This window comes from Streptomyces sp. NPDC055243 (assembly GCF_044544025.1).
Taxonomy (GTDB): Bacteria; Actinomycetota; Actinomycetes; order Streptomycetales; family Streptomycetaceae; genus Streptomyces.
The window spans coordinates 946,517-964,263 of record NZ_JBITWR010000002.1 but is presented as its reverse complement, the minus strand read 5'-3'; the positions used below and the strand labels follow the sequence as shown (position 1 = coordinate 964,263).

At 68.5% G+C, this 17,747-nt stretch carries 16 protein-coding genes and 1 tRNA gene; 8 read left to right on the top strand and 9 right to left on the bottom strand.

Going from position 1 to position 17,747, the window contains the following annotated elements:
* Positions 1-36 precede the first annotated feature (36 nt).
* The 4 genes from ACIGXX_RS09045 (at position 37) to ACIGXX_RS09030 (ending at position 2,728) form a co-directional block, all read left to right on the top strand.
* Positions 37-1,536: an FG-GAP and VCBS repeat-containing protein gene (locus ACIGXX_RS09045; protein ID WP_399974036.1), complete on the top strand. Its 1,500-nt coding sequence runs from the start codon at positions 37-39 to the stop codon at positions 1,534-1,536.
* A gap of 33 nt (positions 1,537-1,569) precedes the next feature.
* Positions 1,570-1,962 carry a hypothetical protein gene (locus tag ACIGXX_RS09040; RefSeq protein ID WP_351161328.1) on the top strand — a complete coding sequence of 131 codons (393 nt, stop codon included), beginning with the start codon at positions 1,570-1,572 and terminating at the stop codon, positions 1,960-1,962.
* Between the two features lie 152 nt (positions 1,963-2,114).
* On the top strand, positions 2,115-2,339 hold the full coding sequence (locus ACIGXX_RS09035) for a hypothetical protein (RefSeq protein WP_351161326.1): 225 nt from the start codon (positions 2,115-2,117) through the stop codon (positions 2,337-2,339).
* Positions 2,339-2,728 (top strand): hypothetical protein, encoded by a 390-nt coding sequence (locus tag ACIGXX_RS09030; protein WP_351161323.1) that lies wholly within the window; start codon positions 2,339-2,341, stop codon positions 2,726-2,728. The genes ACIGXX_RS09035 and ACIGXX_RS09030 overlap by 1 nt, the downstream gene beginning before the upstream one ends.
* Before the next feature lie 70 nt (positions 2,729-2,798).
* Here the strand turns inward: ACIGXX_RS09030 and ACIGXX_RS09025 are convergent, their stop codons facing one another.
* Positions 2,799-3,251 carry a hypothetical protein gene (locus ACIGXX_RS09025; protein ID WP_383823365.1) on the bottom strand — a complete coding sequence of 151 codons (453 nt, stop codon included), beginning with the start codon at positions 3,249-3,251 and terminating at the stop codon, positions 2,799-2,801.
* A 113-nt stretch (positions 3,252-3,364) separates the two neighbouring features.
* Between ACIGXX_RS09025 and ACIGXX_RS09020 the strand changes: the two genes are divergently transcribed.
* The gene (locus ACIGXX_RS09020) at positions 3,365-4,450 is read left to right on the top strand and encodes an integrase core domain-containing protein (protein WP_399974030.1); all 1,086 of its coding nucleotides are present in this window, start codon (positions 3,365-3,367) and stop codon (positions 4,448-4,450) included.
* Positions 4,451-4,782: 332 nt separating this feature from the next.
* Here ACIGXX_RS09020 and ACIGXX_RS09015 read toward each other — a convergent pair.
* The 4 genes from ACIGXX_RS09015 to ACIGXX_RS09000 all read right to left on the bottom strand — a co-directional run bounded on the left by ACIGXX_RS09015 (position 4,783) and on the right by ACIGXX_RS09000 (position 7,025).
* Positions 4,783-4,856, bottom strand: a tRNA-Pro gene (locus tag ACIGXX_RS09015).
* 290 nt (positions 4,857-5,146) lie between these two features.
* The gene (locus ACIGXX_RS09010) at positions 5,147-5,731 is read right to left on the bottom strand and encodes a transposase (protein ID WP_399974027.1); all 585 of its coding nucleotides are present in this window, start codon (positions 5,729-5,731) and stop codon (positions 5,147-5,149) included.
* Positions 5,732-5,789: 58 nt separating this feature from the next.
* Positions 5,790-6,446, bottom strand: a complete 657-nt coding sequence (locus ACIGXX_RS09005) for a class I SAM-dependent methyltransferase (RefSeq protein ID WP_351161312.1) — start codon at positions 6,444-6,446, stop codon at positions 5,790-5,792.
* Between the two features lie 66 nt (positions 6,447-6,512).
* On the bottom strand, positions 6,513-7,025 hold the full coding sequence (locus ACIGXX_RS09000) for a hypothetical protein (RefSeq protein WP_351161310.1): 513 nt from the start codon (positions 7,023-7,025) through the stop codon (positions 6,513-6,515).
* Between the two features lie 991 nt (positions 7,026-8,016).
* Here ACIGXX_RS09000 and ACIGXX_RS08995 point away from each other — a divergent pair.
* Together ACIGXX_RS08995 and ACIGXX_RS08990 are read left to right on the top strand one after the other, a co-directional pair.
* On the top strand, positions 8,017-8,769 hold the full coding sequence (locus ACIGXX_RS08995; RefSeq protein WP_399974022.1) for a DUF6879 family protein: 753 nt from the start codon (positions 8,017-8,019) through the stop codon (positions 8,767-8,769).
* Between the two features lie 15 nt (positions 8,770-8,784).
* Positions 8,785-9,636, top strand: a complete 852-nt coding sequence (locus tag ACIGXX_RS08990; protein ID WP_361461312.1) for a helix-turn-helix transcriptional regulator — start codon at positions 8,785-8,787, stop codon at positions 9,634-9,636.
* A 2-nt stretch (positions 9,637-9,638) separates the two neighbouring features.
* Here the strand turns inward: ACIGXX_RS08990 and ACIGXX_RS08985 are convergent, their stop codons facing one another.
* From ACIGXX_RS08985 to ACIGXX_RS08970, 4 genes are all read right to left on the bottom strand, one after another.
* The gene (locus ACIGXX_RS08985) at positions 9,639-9,791 is read right to left on the bottom strand and encodes a hypothetical protein (RefSeq protein WP_366462841.1); all 153 of its coding nucleotides are present in this window, start codon (positions 9,789-9,791) and stop codon (positions 9,639-9,641) included.
* 248 nt (positions 9,792-10,039) lie between these two features.
* A complete protein-coding gene (locus ACIGXX_RS08980) occupies positions 10,040-11,386 on the bottom strand; it encodes an MFS transporter (RefSeq protein WP_399974018.1) in 1,347 nt (448 codons plus the stop codon).
* A 449-nt stretch (positions 11,387-11,835) separates the two neighbouring features.
* Positions 11,836-12,216, bottom strand: a complete 381-nt coding sequence (locus tag ACIGXX_RS08975) for an MmcQ/YjbR family DNA-binding protein (RefSeq protein ID WP_351161293.1) — start codon at positions 12,214-12,216, stop codon at positions 11,836-11,838.
* A gap of 586 nt (positions 12,217-12,802) precedes the next feature.
* On the bottom strand, positions 12,803-13,789 hold the full coding sequence (locus ACIGXX_RS08970) for an alpha/beta hydrolase (protein ID WP_351161290.1): 987 nt from the start codon (positions 13,787-13,789) through the stop codon (positions 12,803-12,805).
* 383 nt (positions 13,790-14,172) lie between these two features.
* Here ACIGXX_RS08970 and ACIGXX_RS08965 point away from each other — a divergent pair, with 383 nt between their 5' ends.
* The gene (locus tag ACIGXX_RS08965) at positions 14,173-17,685 is read left to right on the top strand and encodes a ThuA domain-containing protein (protein WP_399974012.1); all 3,513 of its coding nucleotides are present in this window, start codon (positions 14,173-14,175) and stop codon (positions 17,683-17,685) included.
* The last annotated feature ends 62 nt before the right edge of the window (positions 17,686-17,747 follow it).

Sequence of the window (17,747 nt, the reverse complement as noted above, 5' to 3'; positions counted from 1 at the left end):
CGCGTCTCGACGTCGCTTGCGCTCTGAGGAGGAACCGTGGGCATACGCCGACCCGCCATTTCGACCGCCGTGGCCGCCGCCCTGATCGGGTCGCTCGGCGTGCCGATCGTCGCCGGCACCGCTGCCGCGAAGGACGGCGCGAAGGACGGGGGCGCCGCAGCCGTGGGCACCGTGCGCGAGGACTTCGACGGTGACGGCTACCAGGACGTCGCCGTCACCGCCCCCGGCGCAAAAGTCGGCGGCCATGCCTGGGCCGGCTACATCACGGTCAGCTATGGCTCGGCGCAGGGCATCGACCCCGCGCGCACCACGGTCATCACCCAGGACACCCCGGGCGTGCCCGGCGAATCGGGCGACGACAATGCCTTCGGCTACACGATGGTCTCCCGTGACCTGGACGGCGACGGCCTGGCCGACCTGGCGGTGAGGGCCCGCAGCTACCGGCCGGATGACAACGTCAACGGATCGGTCATCGTCCTGTGGGGCCGCAAGGGCGGCATCTCGGGCCAGGACGCCGTCCGCGTCCCCGCACCGGCGAACGCGGATGTCGGGGACCACCTCACCGCGGGCGACTTCGACGGTGACGGGCACCCGGACCTGTTCATGCGCAACGGCGACGACTACGACTACCACGACGTGCTCCACGGCCCCTTCGGCCGGGACGGCGTCCCCGCCCGCTCGCAGCAGCTGAAGGTGTACAGCACCGACAACTCCATCAACTCGACCGCCGCGGGCGACTTCAACGGCGACGGCATCGAGGACCTCGCGACCTTCTACGTCTACGAGAACCACGCCGAGGGCGGCAAGCTGTGGCTGGGCAGCAAGTCCGGCCTGTCCACCGCTCCGAAGGCCCTGAACTCCGCATCCAGCACCGCCGTCGCCGACTTCGACCAAGACGGCTACGCGGACCTCGCCACCCGGATCATCCCGAACGGCGACACGGAGGGCACCGAGAAGGACCCCGGCACCCTCAAGATCTACTACGGTTCGCCGTCCGGCCCCAGCCAGACCCGCACGCAGACGATCACGCAGAACACGGCGGGTGTGCCCGGGGCCAACGAGAAGGGCGACCAGTTCGGCGGACGGCTGAGCGCGGGCGACGCGAACGGCGACGGATACCCCGACCTGGCCGTCGGCGTCCCCGGCGAGGCGATCGGCTCGAAGGCGAAGGCCGGAGCCGTGGTGCTACTCAAGAGCGGCAAGGGCGGGCTCACCGGCAAGGGCGCGCAGGCGTTCCACCAGGACACGGCGGGCGTGCCGGGTGCCGCGGAGTCCGGCGACGTGTTCGGAGGTTCGCTGCGGCTGCTCGACGTGACCGGTGACGGCAAGGCGGACCTGACCGCGGGCGCGCCGGGCGAGAACCTGGGTACGGTCGTGAACGGCGGCGCGGTGTGGCTCCTGCGCGGCTCCGCCTCCGGAGTGACGGCCGCGAACTCGACCGCCCAGAACCCGACGGACATCGGAGCACCGGCGCCGAAGGCACTGTTCGGCGAGAACCTGAGCGCCGACAACGGCCCCGGAACAAGGATCCCCTAGGCCCCTGGGAACGACCTGCCGGAAGGGGCGAATGTGGCTGGCGATGTGACTGCTGACCTACGCCGCAGACTCGTCGAGCGGCACGAGAGACAGCAACTCGACCGCATGCAGCGCGCCGCCTCCGAGGTGATCACGTCACGCATACCGGCGTCCACGGAGGTGCCGGAGGCCGCTCTGGAAGCCGTACGGGAATTCTGGAACATATCCACGGAGCCCGCCGGGACACTGAGAGACGAGGCGGGTGAGGAACGTCTGGACTCCTGGACGGGGGAACTCCTCACCCGACCTGGATGCCGTGGTCGGAGCGGACTTGACCTTGACGCTGGGCTTGAGGACAGCGAGATCGGCCAGGCCCCGGCCGACTGGTTTACCCCGTTCGACTCCGCCCACGCCCGCGATTCTGCCCGCGGGTTCCGCCACGCCTGACCACTCCGCTGCCAGGGAGGAACACCCCATATGACCCGAGACGATCAGGCTCCCGTACCCGGGGTCTGGCAGCCCGGAGCGCGCCGCCCATCACAGGTGGGCGATCCCGTGTTCACTAGCATCCCATGCTAGCAATTGCTAGCATGGGATGTATGGACAGCGACCTGAAGCAGCTGAACGTCCGGGTACCGGCCAAAACGCACGATCTACTCAAGAAGCGGGCGGGCCGGAGCCACATGTCTGTCCAGGCGTACGTGTCCGGGCTGGTCGAGAAGGACATCGACCCCAGCCGTGAGGCGTTCGTGGCCGGTCTGGTCAGTGACATGGCCGATCTGGTGGCTGAGTTCGACGAGGCGTTCGAGGCGGGCAACCGCTGATGTTCCTGCGTGTCGACGCCGGCTGGATCGAGGAATCGCTCCAGCAGTTCGAGCAGCAGACGGGCCGGGAGACCGGCATAGATGACTGGGGTGCACTCGCGGCCGCCTTGTACCGCCACGCGTACGAGCTGCACGCGGGCGAGCCCTTCTATGTGGAGACGCCGGTCCGGGCGGCGATCCTGCTGCAGATGTTCGTGACCACCCGTCCCCTACAGGACTACAACGGCCTGGCCGGCAGCGCGCTCGCACTGCGCTACATGCGCGAATCCGGCGAGCCCGTCAAGGCCCCCGCCGGCGGCCTGCCCGAGCTCGTGACCGGACTGCGTACTGGCACTCTCACCCTGCGCACCGTCGCCGGAAGGCTGCGCTCGTGGGCCACACCCACCTGAGCCGCGGAGGAAGGCGTCTTGCCTTGGTCCGCCAATGCGCCACCGGTTACCGCGCGTGGTGATGACCAGGTCAGGATCTGTTGAATCCCAGGAAAGGTGATGCTGCCACGGGATGGCGCCTGGCCGCGGGTCCGGTAGGAGCGGGTGTAGGTGTCAGCGTCAGGGCTGTACGTGTGCGGTGGCGTTTGAGGTAGTAGGCCATGCGCGTGTCCGCCGAGGTGGCGGCGGTTGCCTTCTCCCAGCAGACGGCGACTGCTTCTTTGAAGAACCGGCGTACGGATGCGCCTTCGTAGTCCTCGGTGGTGACCTTGACCAGCAGCCGCTCGGGTTCCTGCGTCCGGCTGCGGGCCGGGGAGAGCTCGGCTGCTGGGGCCGGCTGGGGCCGGTTGGGCAGTTCCGCAGTCTGCAGGGTGCTGGTGGCGTGCGGCATGAATGCTGCGGCGGCGAGGATCAGACGGTCGACAAAGTGCGCTCCGGGCAGCGGTAGTTCGAGGTCGGGGTGGCGGTCGTAGCCGGTAGCCACAGCGCTGGCGACGTATTCGATGACGTGTCCCGCTCGGAAATAGGATTCCGGCTCTGGCCTGCAGCTTCTCCACGCGGGGCAACAGCCTCGATGGCGCCTGGGATGCTCCTTCGATGTCGCTGTCGATCGTCACCACCCTGGTCCGGAACCTGATAAAGCTGCCGTATGCCGTGCTCCGCAGCCGCGTGGCCAAGGACGCAGAGGTCCTCGCGTTACGGCATGAGAACGCGGTGCTGCGCCGTCAGATCGCCCGCGTCCGCTACGAGCCCGCAGACCGAATCTGGCTTGCCGCGCTCTCGCGGTTCGTCCCGCGCGAGCGCTGGCGCCAGGCCTTCGCGGTCACCCCCACCACACTGCTGGCCTGGCACCGCCAACTCATAGCCAGGAAATGGACGTTCACGCGGCACCGCCGCCCCGGCAGACCCTCCACCGCGCCCGCCGTTAAACAGCTCATCCTGCGCATGGCCCGGGAGAACAGCAGCTGGGGCCACCGCCGGATACAGGGCGAACTCGCCCGCCTCGGCTACCCGATCGCCCCGTCCACAGTCTGGGAGATCCTCCACGCAGCCGGCATCGACCCCGCGCCGCAGCGCTCCGGCCCCACCTGGCGGCAGTTCCTGACCGCACAGGCCCACGGCATCATCGCCGCCGACTTCCTGCACCTGGACACCATCTCGCTCGAGCGCCTGTACGCCCTGATCTTCATCGAACATGGCACCCGCCGCGTCCACCTCGCCGGCATCACCGCCCACCCCACCGTTGCGTGGACCGTTCAGCAGGCAAGGAACCTTGCCATGGCGCAGGGGCACCGGTTGGAGTCGCTGCGCTTCCTCCTCCGGGACCGGGACAGCAAGTACACCCGTTCCTTTGACGCCGTCTTCGAGGCCGATGACGTGGAGATCCTGCTCAGCCCGCCGCAGGCGCCCAAAGCGAACGCGATCTGCGAGAGAGTCGTGGGAACCCTCCGCCGCGAGCTCCTCGACCGCATGCTGATCTACAACGAGGCCCACGCTCGCGCAGTCCTGGTCGAATACATCAGGCACTACAACGGGCACCGTCCCCACCAGTCCCGGCAGCAACTACCCCCAGACAGCACCGAACCAGCCGCCCCGGCCCATGTCACCAACCTCCAGGCCCACCGGATCCGGCGCCAACGCCTCCTCGGAGGCCTGATCAACCAGTACGAAAGAACCGCCTGACCGAACGGACTCGCCGCAGCTCACAACACCGAATCGTATTTTCGAGCGGCATACGGTGAAAGCCGTCAAAGGGTCGAATGGGAGCACGGCCCCATGACGAGTATTCGGACAAGGGGGCGGACAGTGCGACCCCTTGCCTCGTACACCAGACCAAGCAGCAGAGATGTTCCCTGGGAGCGACCGGATCGGGTGACCAGCCGTCGACCCCCGGTTGACGTGGCTCCCAGACTTTCGCTCCCAGGGAGCGCGGGGAGCCGCTTCCCGCTCCCAGAATTGCTCCCAAAAACGAAGTAGGGGCCATCCGAAGATGGCCCCTACCTGCGACGTTTCCGTCGGGACGACAGGATTTGAACCTGCGACCCCTTGACCCCCAGTCAAGTGCGCTACCAAGCTGCGCCACGTCCCGATGCCCGTGTGACCTGGGGTTTCCCCTGGCCGAACGCGCACCGAAACAATACCGCACTCCAAGCCGTGATCGCTCACGCCTTTTGAGGCCTCTTGACCTCAAGTTAACTTGAGGTTGCACGCTCGGTGGCATGACGATGACGACGGAACGCCTGCACGGATACGGATACGCAGACCTGGCCCCCCTCATGGGGCGGATGACCGGGGACGAGAAGCACGGAAGCCGCTCCTCACTACCGTGACGGTCCGCGCTCTCGCCCTCCCGATGGACCAGGCGGCGCGTGGCCGAGATCACCATCCTTGTCCAGGTGCTTCGGCACGAGACCGGGGATGACCTCCATGGTCATCTCCACTTCGGGGACCGGGACGCCCCCCCGCCGGTGGATCTTCGGGTGATCCTTCGAGCAAGGTCATGACCTGTTTCCATGTCCCAGCGGCCAGCCAGCGCCGCCACCGTGCATACAGGGTGCCGTTCCCTCGGTCTGCGGGAAGCTCGCGGAACAGGATCCCCGTACGAGCCTTGATCAGGAACGAATCGAGCACATCATGTGACGGCACGATCTCCGTCCCCACGTGGCGCGAGTGGCAGACCGGCTCGCCCCGGTCCCACGCCTCATCTGTCAGCGCCGGGACGGTGCGTCCGTGATCACGGAACCACCGGCCCACGGGACAGCCCTTGCCATGGGACACAGCCGCCACCGGTTCAATGATCTTGAGCTGCACCTTCAGGAGATTGAACACGATCGCCTTGTCCGTCAGCGAAACTTCCGGGCTCAGTCGCTCGTGAGCCAACGCGGCGAGATGCTCCAGAGCCCGCGCCTTCTGCGCCGCCACAGCTGCCAGATGAACCCGGCGTGCCATACGAGAGATGTCCACGACAGACGACAATGCCCCCACCCCCGCAGCATGGGGAACGGGGGCACGACAGATCACTTCACGTGACTGCAGCTCGCGCGATCAACGTGCCGATGTGACCGGGTGTCGGCGCCTCGATCACGTGCACCGCGGCGCTCCCGAATCCGGCCCGCAGGAGCAGCCGCTCCCAGATCGCGGGCTTGTAGCTGTAGCGGTAGGTGAACATCGCCTTCCCGGCGAAGCCGCCCTTGTACATCCCTTGCGGGCCGTAGGCTCCGGGGATCGCGGGTGGCTGGCTGAACACGAACACGCCGCCGGGCACGAGGCGTTCGCGCACGAGTGGGAAGAGTCTGCCCGGATCGACGAACCAGGCGGCGCCGAAGATCGAGTACACAGCGTCGTAGGTGCGGGTGTCCTCGCGCAGGAAATCGAGTACCTCGCCGCACGTGAACTCCGCCCCCGTCTCGGCCCATCGCTCACTGGTCTTCTTGACCATGACGGGCGAGAGGTCGACGCCACGGGCGGCGATGCCCTGGCCGGCGAGATGGGCGAGCGCGCGGCCGGTGCCGCATCCGATCTCCAAGACGCCCGCAGGCTCACCGAGCAGTTCGAGACCGGGACCATGTCCGGCGTACTGCGTCCAGTTGAGAACGGGCTCGGCACTCGCACTGAACGCCGACTCCGCATAGGTGTCCCACAGTTCGGTCTCTGCGGCGATGTCGTGAGGTACAGGCACGGGGTTCCTTCGTCGTGGCGGAAGCCTGCCCCCGCTCGGGAACGTGGGGGCAGGCGGTCCTACTGATCAGTGACTGTCGGGCACCTTGTCGTCGCACGGCGAGCAGCTGGTGCCGTCGATGGCCCACAGCTCTTCGTCCGCAGCGAAACCCTGCTCACGGATCACATCGGCGGTGCGGATGACCAGGCCGTCGCTGCGGCGCCGGACCAGCGGCGCATGGTGCTTGTACCGACCGCCGTTGTAGACCTCGCAGAACGCAAAGTACACGGGCGTGTCCAGGATGATCTGATGCACGCCGATGTCGACGACCTTGCCGATACCGATGTGCAGATCGGGACGCTCCATGGCGGTGATCAGGTACATCACAGCGTTGCCAAGGATGCGTTCAGCCATGTCCTTGACCATGATGTTGTCGCGCATGAGCAGCGCGATCTCCCGGTCCCACAAGCACCCTTCGTTGCCGGGGGCGTCGAAGACGTTGTAAGTGCACTCCTTCACGTACGGGCGCACCGCATTGAGCAGCTCCCGCGGTTCCCGGCAGAGTGTGACAACCGGGCTATCGGCGAGTTGGATCACCATGGCACTTCCTTCTTTCATGGAGGAGTTGTCCCGCTCCGGTCGCCTTGCTCGGAGGCGGACGACCGGAGCGGGATGGGCGAACGGCGGCGGGGACCCTGACGGGGTGCCGTCATCACCCGCCGCCGCCCGGCACAGTGGGCAGAGGTAGACGACGCGTCCGGCGCCGGATGCCACGTGTTCCAGGGCGACGGGGACCGGTTCGTCCGTGTCCTCGTTGCACTCGCGGCAGGTCTTGGTCATCGCCTGCCACCCGCACACTCCGGGCACACGCCCACAACTCGGCTTTGACCTTCCGGCCGTAGAGGTCCCGGTACGTGACGGTGCCGAGCAGCCGGTCACGGTAGAGCCGCGCGCCGCACAGGGCGCAGGCCTGCTGGGTGAGCTGAAGATTGCTCAGCGTCGCAGGGTCGGGCAGGAGCACCGTCTTCATGCCCCGCCCCCTCGGGGTCGGTGCCGCGGACACGCGCAGGGCGGGTACTTGGGCCCGTCGTCCAGCGCCAGGGCGCCGTCACTGTAGACCTGACGCATCCCGGTATCGCTGGTCACGGCCCCATCCGGGGCCACTCGGTACACCCGCAGCGTCAGCCTGCCTGGGGGCTCACCGGCGCCCCCTGTCGGACGATCTGTCATCTCTCGCGGCCCCCTCGCCGGAGTTGATCAGCAAGCCGTATGGCCACCTCGGGACGGACACGCCCAAGGTTCACCGACCCGTAGTCGACCCCCAGGGAGGGGTAGACGATCCCCACATCCGCGAGGGCATCGCGCGCCGCTTCGGTCGCTGCGTACGGATCGACGTCCTGCGATTCTTGTGTGACGGCCATGAACTGGACGCTAGGGACGACGTGTTCGCAGGAAAAGCGAATGTTCTCGGATGTTCTCGCGCATTGGCTGAGTGTTCCCTGGTGTTCTCACACAGGCAGCGAGAGTCTGTGGTGCACGGCCCGAAGCGTCGCCATCCTGGAATGATCACCGTCCCTGAAAGGACACGATCGTGACTCGACGCCTGCGCTTCACGGGTACCGACAGCAAGAACGGCGGCTGCCCGGCCCTGCACGAGGACTTGGACAGCCGCGAGATCATCGTCCAGGGCACACCGTTCACCGACCCCGACGGCGTGGCGCAGCTGAAGTACTTCGGTGCCGGGGACGTCGCCGTCGTCGTACCGCGCCAACTGCTCGTCAACTGGGCACCGAAGGAGATGGAGCGCGTGCCGCAGATGATCAGCCCGGAGGAGTTCGGCCGTCTCTTCGAGACGTTCGAGCACACGGCCTGGCACCTGGAGACTCGCTCCGGCTATGCGTCCGACCGTGAAGACCTGGACTTCGGGGCATTCCTGAGGACCGGCAAGGTGACCTGGGATCTCGACAGCACGTGGAACCAGAACATCCGCGGCCAGGTCGACCAGGGCAAGCGCGTGGGTCGCGTCCGCGTCCTCGACGACCCGCCGACCGACGGGCAGCGGTTTCTGCTGGCCTATGGCGCCGTCAACGTGGCGGCCGGCGAAGATGTCGGCTGCCTGTGGCGCAGCGAGGCGCAGCGGATCGGCCCGCTCGAAGAAGACTTCTGGATCTTCGACTCACGGCTCGTCGCCATCCTGCACTTCGACGACACGGACGTACTGACCAGCATCGAGACCATCACGGAGCCCGCCGAAGTCGTGCGGTACTCCATGGCGCGTGACGCCGCAGTGCATCACGCCATCCCGTACGCGGACTTCGTAGACCAGGCGTCCACGACTGAGTAGTAGCGAGCGTGACCGGTGAGCACCGACTATCAGCAGGCGCGGACGGCTCTTGGGGCACGGCTCCGGGAGCTTCGGGTCCAACGGCCTGGAGGAAAGCTCACCGGTCCCCAGCTCGCCGCCCGACTCGGCTGGCCGCACTCCAAGATCTACAAACTCGAAGGCGGCAAGCAGACGGCCACGCGCGACGATCTGCGCGCCCTCGCGGCTGCCGTCGGCAACCCTGAAGCGTTCGATGAACTAGCCGCGCGCCTTGCAGGGTTCGAAACCCATATCCAGTCGTGGCGGCGGCAGCTGGCGGACGGACACCGGCCTGTGCAGGAGCGATGGAACGCGGAAATCGACCGCGCCACAGTTGTCCACGCCTGGGAAGAGGCGGTCATCCCCGGCATGCTCCAGACCACCGACTACGCGCGGCACGTCCTCAGTCGCTACGCCGACCTGCACGGATCTGTACACGATGTCGAAGACGCCGTACGCGCAAGGGCGCGGCGGCAGGAATGGTTGTCCGAGCGAGACCACCGGTTCCGCGTACTGATCTGGGAAGCAGCGCTGCGCTCTTTGATCTGCCCGCCCTCCGTCCTGGCGATCCAGCTGGACAGGCTGACCGCGATGATCGGGATGGACACCGTCGACCTGGGGATCATCCCGTTCACGGCTTCCGTGAAGGTCGCCCCCGCCAATGGCTTCTGGGTGCTCGATGAGCGGCTCGTCATCGCTGAAGACTGGCACGCAGAGCTGTGGCTGGACGACGCGGACAGCATCACGCTGTACGCGAAGGTCTGGAACACGCTTCGCGAGTCGGCCGTCTACGGCGCCGACGCGCACAACGTCATCAACAACGCTCGGCGGGCACTTACGGCGCGGTGATGTCATTCCCCCCGCGATGGCACCCGCGCTACCAGCTCGCACAGCAGCCGCGCATCTTCGGCCCGCTGATCTCCCGCCGTCGCGGCGTGCGCCACGACGTCCATCACGTCGTGCGCTTCGTCCAGGGTCAGCGCGAGGCACATCTCTTGATCCATGCCGGGCACCGTAGGACACGGCCTGCGGGAACGTGTGTGCCTGTGGACAACTACACCGGATGGTAGGCGCGCGAGCGCAGGCCCGTGCGCACCACCTCGCCGATTTCGGCCAGGGTCGGGGGCGCCGTGCGCGGATACCCATTCCCGCAGGCAGCGAAGGATCTGCTCCTGCCGCTCGGTCTGGTAGTCGACGACGTACATACGACCCAGTTCTATTTCCTGGGCAAGCCGCGCCACCGCCGAGCTGATCACCTGTCCGCGCGGCGCGCCGCCGCTTCGTGCCGAGGTCCATCGGCAGCGGCCTTGCGAACCGGCTTTCCGGGCCCCGCTCCCCCGCCCGATACCGGCGCCCTCCCGTCCACCCGCACCAACCCGCGTATCGCGGGCACCGAGAGCATGGCCAGGCAGACGGCGACCGTCGTCACGGCGCCCGTGATCAACACCTGCTCCGCGCCGAAGGTGCTCGCGGCCGGTCCCGCGAGGGCCTGGCCGACCGGCAGCAGGGCGATCGATCCGGCGACGTCGTAGGCATGGATGCGGTTGAGGACGTCGGGCGGCACCTGGGTCTGGACGCTCGTCGCCCACATGACGCCCCAGAAGGAGAGCCCGGCGCCCGCGACCGCGGCGCCCACCGCCATCAGCGGGACGCCGAGCTGGGCGCCGACGGCCGCCGGGAAAGCGCAGTAGCCGACCAGGGCGAGGGAACCGGCCCGGAGCATGCGGCGGGGCCGCAGCCGCAGGGCGACCAGGCCGCCGAGTACGGTGCCGGCGCCCAGGGCGGAGTTCACCAGGCCGTACGCACCCGAGCCGTGCTCCTGTACGACGAGGGTGGCAACGAGTGGTGTCAGCGGGCCCGTGGTCGTGATCATCAGGACGCAGAAGATGGCGATGACGCCCCACAACCAGGTGCGGGACCTGAACTCCCGCCAGCCCTGCACCAGATCGGCCCGGAAGCCGTTGCTGTGCGGGAGCGAGCCGGGGAGTGCGGGCGGCAGCCGGAGCAGCACCAGGCACAGGGCGCTCAGGCCGTACGTCCCCGCGTGCGCGGCGAAGACGGCGCCGGGCGAGGCGAAGGCGACGAGGACGCCCGCGACGGCCGGTCCTGCCAGGGCCGCGGCCGACTCGGCCACGCGTATCGCGCCGTTGGCCTTCTGGACGTCGGTGGCCAGGCGCGGGACCGTGCTGGCGACGCCGGGCTGGAAGAGGGCGCCCGCCGCGCCGTTGACCGCGCCGATCACGCAGATCTGCCAGAGGACGACGTGATCGGTGAAGAAGAGGACCGCCGCGACCGCCTGCGTGCCGAGCCGGACCACGTCCGCGCCGATCATCAGCAGGCGGGTGCTGAACCGGTCGGCGAAGACCCCGCCGAAGATCACCAGACCCGCGAAGCAGACCGTCGTGGCGGCCATCGCGAGACCGACGGCGCCCGCTCCGTGCCCGTGCTGGAGCAGGCCCGCGGCCAGCGCGACGGGCAGCATGGTGTCGCCGAGCTTGGCCACGGTCCGTGCGCCGAAGAAGAACCCGAAGTCCCGCGACCAGATGCCCTCGCGGTCCGCGGTCAGCCGCAGGGTCTTGCGGTCAGGGGTCACTCGCACGGCCTTACGGTCAGCGCTCCCCCGCAGGGCCTCGCGGTCAGCGGCCACCCGCAGGCCCTTGCGCCCGGGCGCGGTGCGCTTACCCCGCGCCTCAGTCGCCGGACCCCGCGCGCGCTTGTCCTGCTCCTCCGCCGCCGGACCCCCCACACGCTCGCCCCGCACCTCCGCCGCCGGGCCCCACACACACTCGCCCCGCCCCTCTGCCGCCGGACCTCGCCCACGCGCGCCCTGACCCCCAGTCGCCGGACCCAGCGCGCGCTTGCCCTGCCCTTCCGCCGCCGGACCCCGCTCACGCCCACGCCCACGCCCGGCGCCCTCGTCCACCCCGTCCCCTGACGGCACCCCTGTCCCCTCCCCTGGCGACAGCGCCGGCCCCGCCGTCCCGCGAGTCCTCGCCCTCCACCCCTGCCTGGATCATGCCACGGGGCACTGACAACGGCCGGTCCCGCTCAGCTCTTCGGCGGAAGCCCCAACTCCGGGTAGGCCTCCAGGAGTCGGGTGGGGGCGGCCTGGCGCCAGGAGTCGGCGAGGATGTCCTTCAGCTCGGCCGTGTCCAGGGCCGAGAGCCGTGCGCGCACCCAGGCGAACATCGCCTCGTGGTCGGCGATCCAGAACTTGTCCGGCTCCGCGAGGACCAACTCGTCGCGCTCCTCCTTCGGGCACCGCACGGCGATGGACGTCTCGTCCTCGGGCAGCGTGGCGAACATCTTTCCTGCCACCCGGAAGGTGGGCATGCTCCAGGCGATCTTCTCCGTCGTATCCGGCAGGGCCAGTGCGACACGGCGTACATCGTCACCCGTGACCTGGGCTTTGGCATGAGCTCGAGACATGCCCTGAACGGTAGCCAACGCCACTGACAGCGACCTCCCGGACGCCGTTCACGACACGGCGGCACGGCGACACGGCGACTCCGCGAGACGGCGAGACGGCGAGACGGCAGAACGACGAAGCGGCGGGCCCGCCACACTGGAGGTGGCGGGCCCGCCGCGTTACGGCGAAGAGGAGGGGTCAGGACGCGAGGGCCCAGGCCTTCCGGTGGCTCGGCATGCCGTCGGCCGTGCTTCGATCCTCGCACTGCTCACAGATGGCGTGCTGCGCACAAGCCCGCGGTTGAGCGGGCTCGCCCTGAGCAGTGCGTGCGGCCAAGTAGACCGCGATGTAGGCAGGACCGGCCGTAATCACAGCTACGGCGATCTCGGTGAAGGCCATCGGTCTCACCCCCCAGTCTCACTGTCGTGTCCGTATCACCATAGGGGCACGGGGTGTTGACGGTAAGCAGCTCGCCGAGAAGGAGCAACTGAGGCCGGATCAAGGCCTGTGCGTGGCTGGATGCGGCTGCCGATGCGGGGCGTCCGATGCGGGGCGTCCCATGCCGGGCGTCCCATGCCGGGCGTCCGATACGGGGCGCTCCCGCCCTCACAGCACCCGCTTGTCCAGCCAGTTCCGCAGGTCCTCCTGGACCTCGTCCCTGTTCGTCTCGTTGAGGATCTCGTGGCGCGCCCCCTCGTACCCCCTCCACGTGAGGTCGTCCAGGCCCACGTACCGGTAGTCCTCAAGGAGTTCGTGGACCAGCGTCATGCCCTGGTTGCAGGGGTCCTCGGTGCCGACGGCGATGTGGACGGGCAGGTCCGCCGGGACCCGGGCCAGGTTCCGCGGGTCGTTCATCTTGCGCACCGCGCGCACCCAGTCCAGGCAGAGCCCGGCGGAGAAAGGGAATCCGCAGCGCTCGTCGGCGACGTACACATCGACCTCGGCCTCGTCGCGGGAGAGCCACTCGAAGCCGGTGCGGTGGGGGTACGGGTCGTTGAAGGCGGCGAACAATTCGGGGAGGTAGGAGGAGAGCGCCTCGCGGCCGTCCTCGGCGATCTCGCGCTCCAGGCGGGCGATCGACTCCTCGATCCCGACGCCGGGCAGCGAGCGGAACGTTCCGGAGAGGATCAGTCCCGCGAGGCCGTCCGGGTACTCCTGGGCGTAGTCCCTGGCCAGGTGCGAACCCATGCTGTGGCCGAGCAGGAAGAGCGGGGTCCCGGGGTTCAGGGTGCGGACCTGGTCGCCGATGGCCTTGAGGTCGTCGACGATCGCGCGCCAGCTGTCGGCGGCCTCCGCGTCCGAAGGTGTGTCGGCGGAGGTGCCCGTCACTCCGTACCCACCGGTCGCCTGCGCCGTCGCGCCATGGCCACGGTGGTCGGAGGCGATCACACCGTAGCCGTGTGCCGTCAGGTGGCGGGCGAACCGGTCGTAGCGCAGGCCGTGTTCGCCCGCGCCGTGCGCGATCTGCACGTAGGCGCGCGGCCGGCCGCCTTCGGGCAGCCAGGTGTACGTGGCGACGGGTACGCCGTCCACCGCGTTCACGAGTCCGGCGGTGTACGCGGCGGGGGCGGGCGTCGAGGCGTGGTCAGACATTGCGGAAGGCTCCCCTTGTACGGCTTCGGTTCTGTGCACGGTGCACGGTGCACGGTGCACGGCTCGGTCCCGTGCCCGCGTACAGCTTCGGTCTGCGTACGACATCGGTACGGCTTCATTTCCTGGTCCTGGAACCCTCCCCCGCACACGCGACCTCATACCAACACCTCGCGCCGACTGCCCGGTGACTCCCTTCTCACGCCAGGCCCTCCCGACCCATTGACCCCCCGTCAGAGCGGAACCTACGCTGAACAACGCGCAGGAGAAAGCGCTTTCTAGCACACTCTCCCCGCGCACTCCGCGCCACTCGCACACCGCGCCACTCGCACTCACCGCACACCCGGCTACCGGCAGCCGTCCACCCGCCCAGCCCAGGGAGCGCCATGAGTTCCACGAGTCCCACCGCGCCCAGACGCGGCTCCGTCCGGCCGAGACCGGGCCCCACCACGCCGAGCCCCTGGCTCGCGATCATCGCCCTGCTGGCCCTGGTCATCGGCCTCGGCCTCACCGCGACGCCCCGCGCGCAAGCGGAGGCGAAGGCCGGCCCCTTCCGCGTGCTGGTCTTCTCCAAGGTCACGAACTTCCCCCACGACTCGATCCCCGCGGGCGTCGAGGCCATCAAGAAGCTCGGTACCGAGAACGGCTTCGAGGTGGAGGCCACGGACGACGCCGCCGCCTTCACCGACGCCAATCTCGCCCGCTTCCAGGCCATCGTCTTCAACAACACCAACTCCACCCCGGAGAAGGGCGACCTGCTCGACGCCGAACAGCGCGCGGCCTTCCAGAAGTACGTCCGCGCGGGCGGCGGCTGGGTCGGGCTGCACGCGGCATCGGCCAGCGAGCGGGACTGGACCTGGTACGAGGGTCTGGTCGGCGCGATCTTCGACAAGCACCCCGAGGTGCAGACCGGGCGGGTCAAGGTGCTCGACCACGCGCACCCCTCCACTAAGGGGCTTCCGGAGCTCTGGGAGCGCACGGAGGAGTGGTACAACTGGCGCACCAATCCGACCGGGAAGGTGCACACGCTCGCGCAGGTCAAGGTGCGCGACGGCGTCACCGGGCTCGACGAGGGCGTCGACCAGCCGTGGTCCTGGTGCCAGAACTACGACGGCGGCCGCTCCTGGTACACGGCGGGCGGGCACGACAAGTCGGCCTTCCAGGAGGAGGGTTTCCTCAAGCACGTCCTCGGCGGCATCGAGTGGGCCGCGGGCGACAAGCCCGGTGACTGCACGGCCACCAGGACCGGCGCCTTCCAGCGCACGCCGCTCGCCACGAACGACCTGGCCGACCCCTTCGAGCTGGCCGTCGCCCCCGACCGCCGGGTGTTCTTCATCCAGCGCACCGGGAAGCTGAAGATCATCGATCAGGAGTCGCTGAAGGTCTCCACGGCGCTCGACTTCGACTACACCCCCGAGATGACGAGCCAGTCGGACGGGCTGCTCGGCCTCGCGCTCGACCCGAAGTTCCAGGACAACCACTGGGTCTATCTCCTGAACTCCGACAAGACCGAGAAACGCATCAACCTCTCCCGCTTCACCGAAGCGGGCGGAAAGGTCGATCCGGCGACGGAGAAACGGATTCTGACCATTCCCACCTTCCGTGGCGAAGGCCGGGCGAACTCGCACATGGCAGGCTCGATCGCCTTCGACAAGAAGGGCGACCTGTACATCGCGACGGGTGACAACACCGACCCCTTCGCATCGGACGGATTCAGCCCGATCGACGAGCGCGAGGGCCGCCGCGCCTGGGACGCGCAGGGCACCTCCGGCAATACGAACGACCTGCGGGGCAAGGTCCTGCGCGTCACGCCCGAGGACGACGGGACCTATTCCGTGCCCGAGGGCAATCTCTTCGCGCCGGGGACCGACAAGACCCGCTCCGAGATCTACGCCATGGGCATGCGCAATCCCTTCCGCATCACCACGGACCCGCTGAGCGGCGCCCTGCTGATGGCCGACTACGGTCCCGACGCGAAGGCCGCCGTCGCCGACCGCGGGCCGGAGGGGACGGTCGAGTACAACCGCATCACCAAGGCGGGCAACTACGGCTGGCCCTACTGCATCGGCGACAACACCCCGTTCAACGACTACGACTTCGCGACGAAGAGGTCGGGGGCGAAATTCGACTGCTCGAAGATCGTGAACGATTCGCCGAACAACACGGGCCTGCGCGACCTGCCCCCGGCCCAGCCCGCGAAGGTCTGGTACGCCTACTCGGCCTCCGAGAAGTTCCCCGAGCTCGGTACGGGCGGCGGCGGCCCGATGAGCGGCCCCGTCTACGACTACGACGCGGACAACACGTACAAGTCCAAATTCCCCGAGTACTTCGAGGGGAAGTGGTTCAACTACGAGCTGACACGGCAGTGGTTCAAGGTCTTCTCGATGCAGGAGAAGGACCAGACGTTCACCGATCCGCGCTTCGAGCCCGCCAAGGCGGGCGACCTGAATTCGATCAACTCCATTTTCCCGGACATGAAATGGAACCAGCCCTTCGATGCCGATTTCGGGCCTGACGGCGCGATGTACGTCATCGACTTCGGGCTCGGCAGCGGCACGGGCCGCGGCGGCAGCAACGAAGGCGCGGGCATCTACCGCATCGACTACGTGGCAGACGGGCGGCTGCCGGACGCCCGCGTCACGGCCACTCCGGACAACGGCGGCGTCCCCCTCAAGGTCAAGTTCTCCAGCGCGGGGTCGGGGCTGCCCGGCGGCAAGCCCGTCACGTACGCGTGGGACTTCGACGGCGACGGCACGACCGACTCGACCGAGGCGAACCCGACGTACACCTACACCAAGAAGGGGCAGTTCAGCGCGCGCCTGAAGGTGACGGGCCCGGACGAGCTGAGCGGTCTGGCCGTGCAGGAGATCACCGTCGGGAACACCCGGCCCGTGGTGACGATCCAGCAGCCGCCCAACGGCGGCACGTTCAGCTTCGGGGACACGATTCCGTTCAGGATCAAGGTGACGGACAAGGAGGACGGGCCGATCGACTGCAAGCGGGTCGTCGTCCAGTCCCAGCTCGGGCACGACACGCATCTGCATCCGCTGGACAACTACACCGGCTGCGCGGGCGAGATCGTGACGGACGCGGGCGACAGCCATGGCGCCGGTCAGAATCTCTACTACGGGATCACCGCCCAGTACGAGGACAAGGGCGCGTCCGGGGTGCCCGCCCTGACGGGTTCCTCCTCGCTGACCCTGCGGACCTCCTTCCGTGAGGGCGAGCACCGCACCTCCACCGGCGGCGCGCACGAAGGCGCGACCATCGGTGACCGGGCCGACGCGTCGGGCGGCAAGCGGCTCATCGAGATCGAGGACGGGGACTGGGTCTCCTTCGACCCGGTGCATCTCAAGGGCGTCGACTCCGTGACGGTGGGCGCGTCCTCGGGCGGGCTCGGCGGTGACATCGAGTTCCGCGCCGGCTCTCCCACGGGCAAGCTGCTCGGCAAGGTGAACGTGCTGAACACGGGCGGCTGGGGCAACTTCGTCTCGCCGACCACCGCGCTGGCCGCCCACGACGGCACGACGAAGCTGTACGCCGTCTTCACCAACCCCGAGTGGGCGCCCGACAAGGCCGACCTCCTCTCGGTCGACTGGCTGCGCTTCAACGGCCCCGGAGTCGAGAAGAAGGCCGGCGCCAAGGTGACGCCCAAGGCGGCACCGGCCGACGGCACCGCGCCCCTCGCCGTCAAGCTCACCAGCACGGTGAAGCTCCCGGAGGGCCGCACCGCGGCCTCGTACCACTGGGACTTCGGCGACAACGCCAAGCCGAGCGGCACGGAGAGCGGCAGCGCCGAGCACACGTACGCGCGCAAGGGCTCGTACACGGCGCATCTGACCGTCACCGACGACAAGGGCGACACGACGACCGGCGCGGTCAAGATCACGGCGAAGTGAGGGGGCAGCCATGTCAGCGATGAAGAGAACCGGCAGGAGAACCGGTCTGAACGGAACCAGAC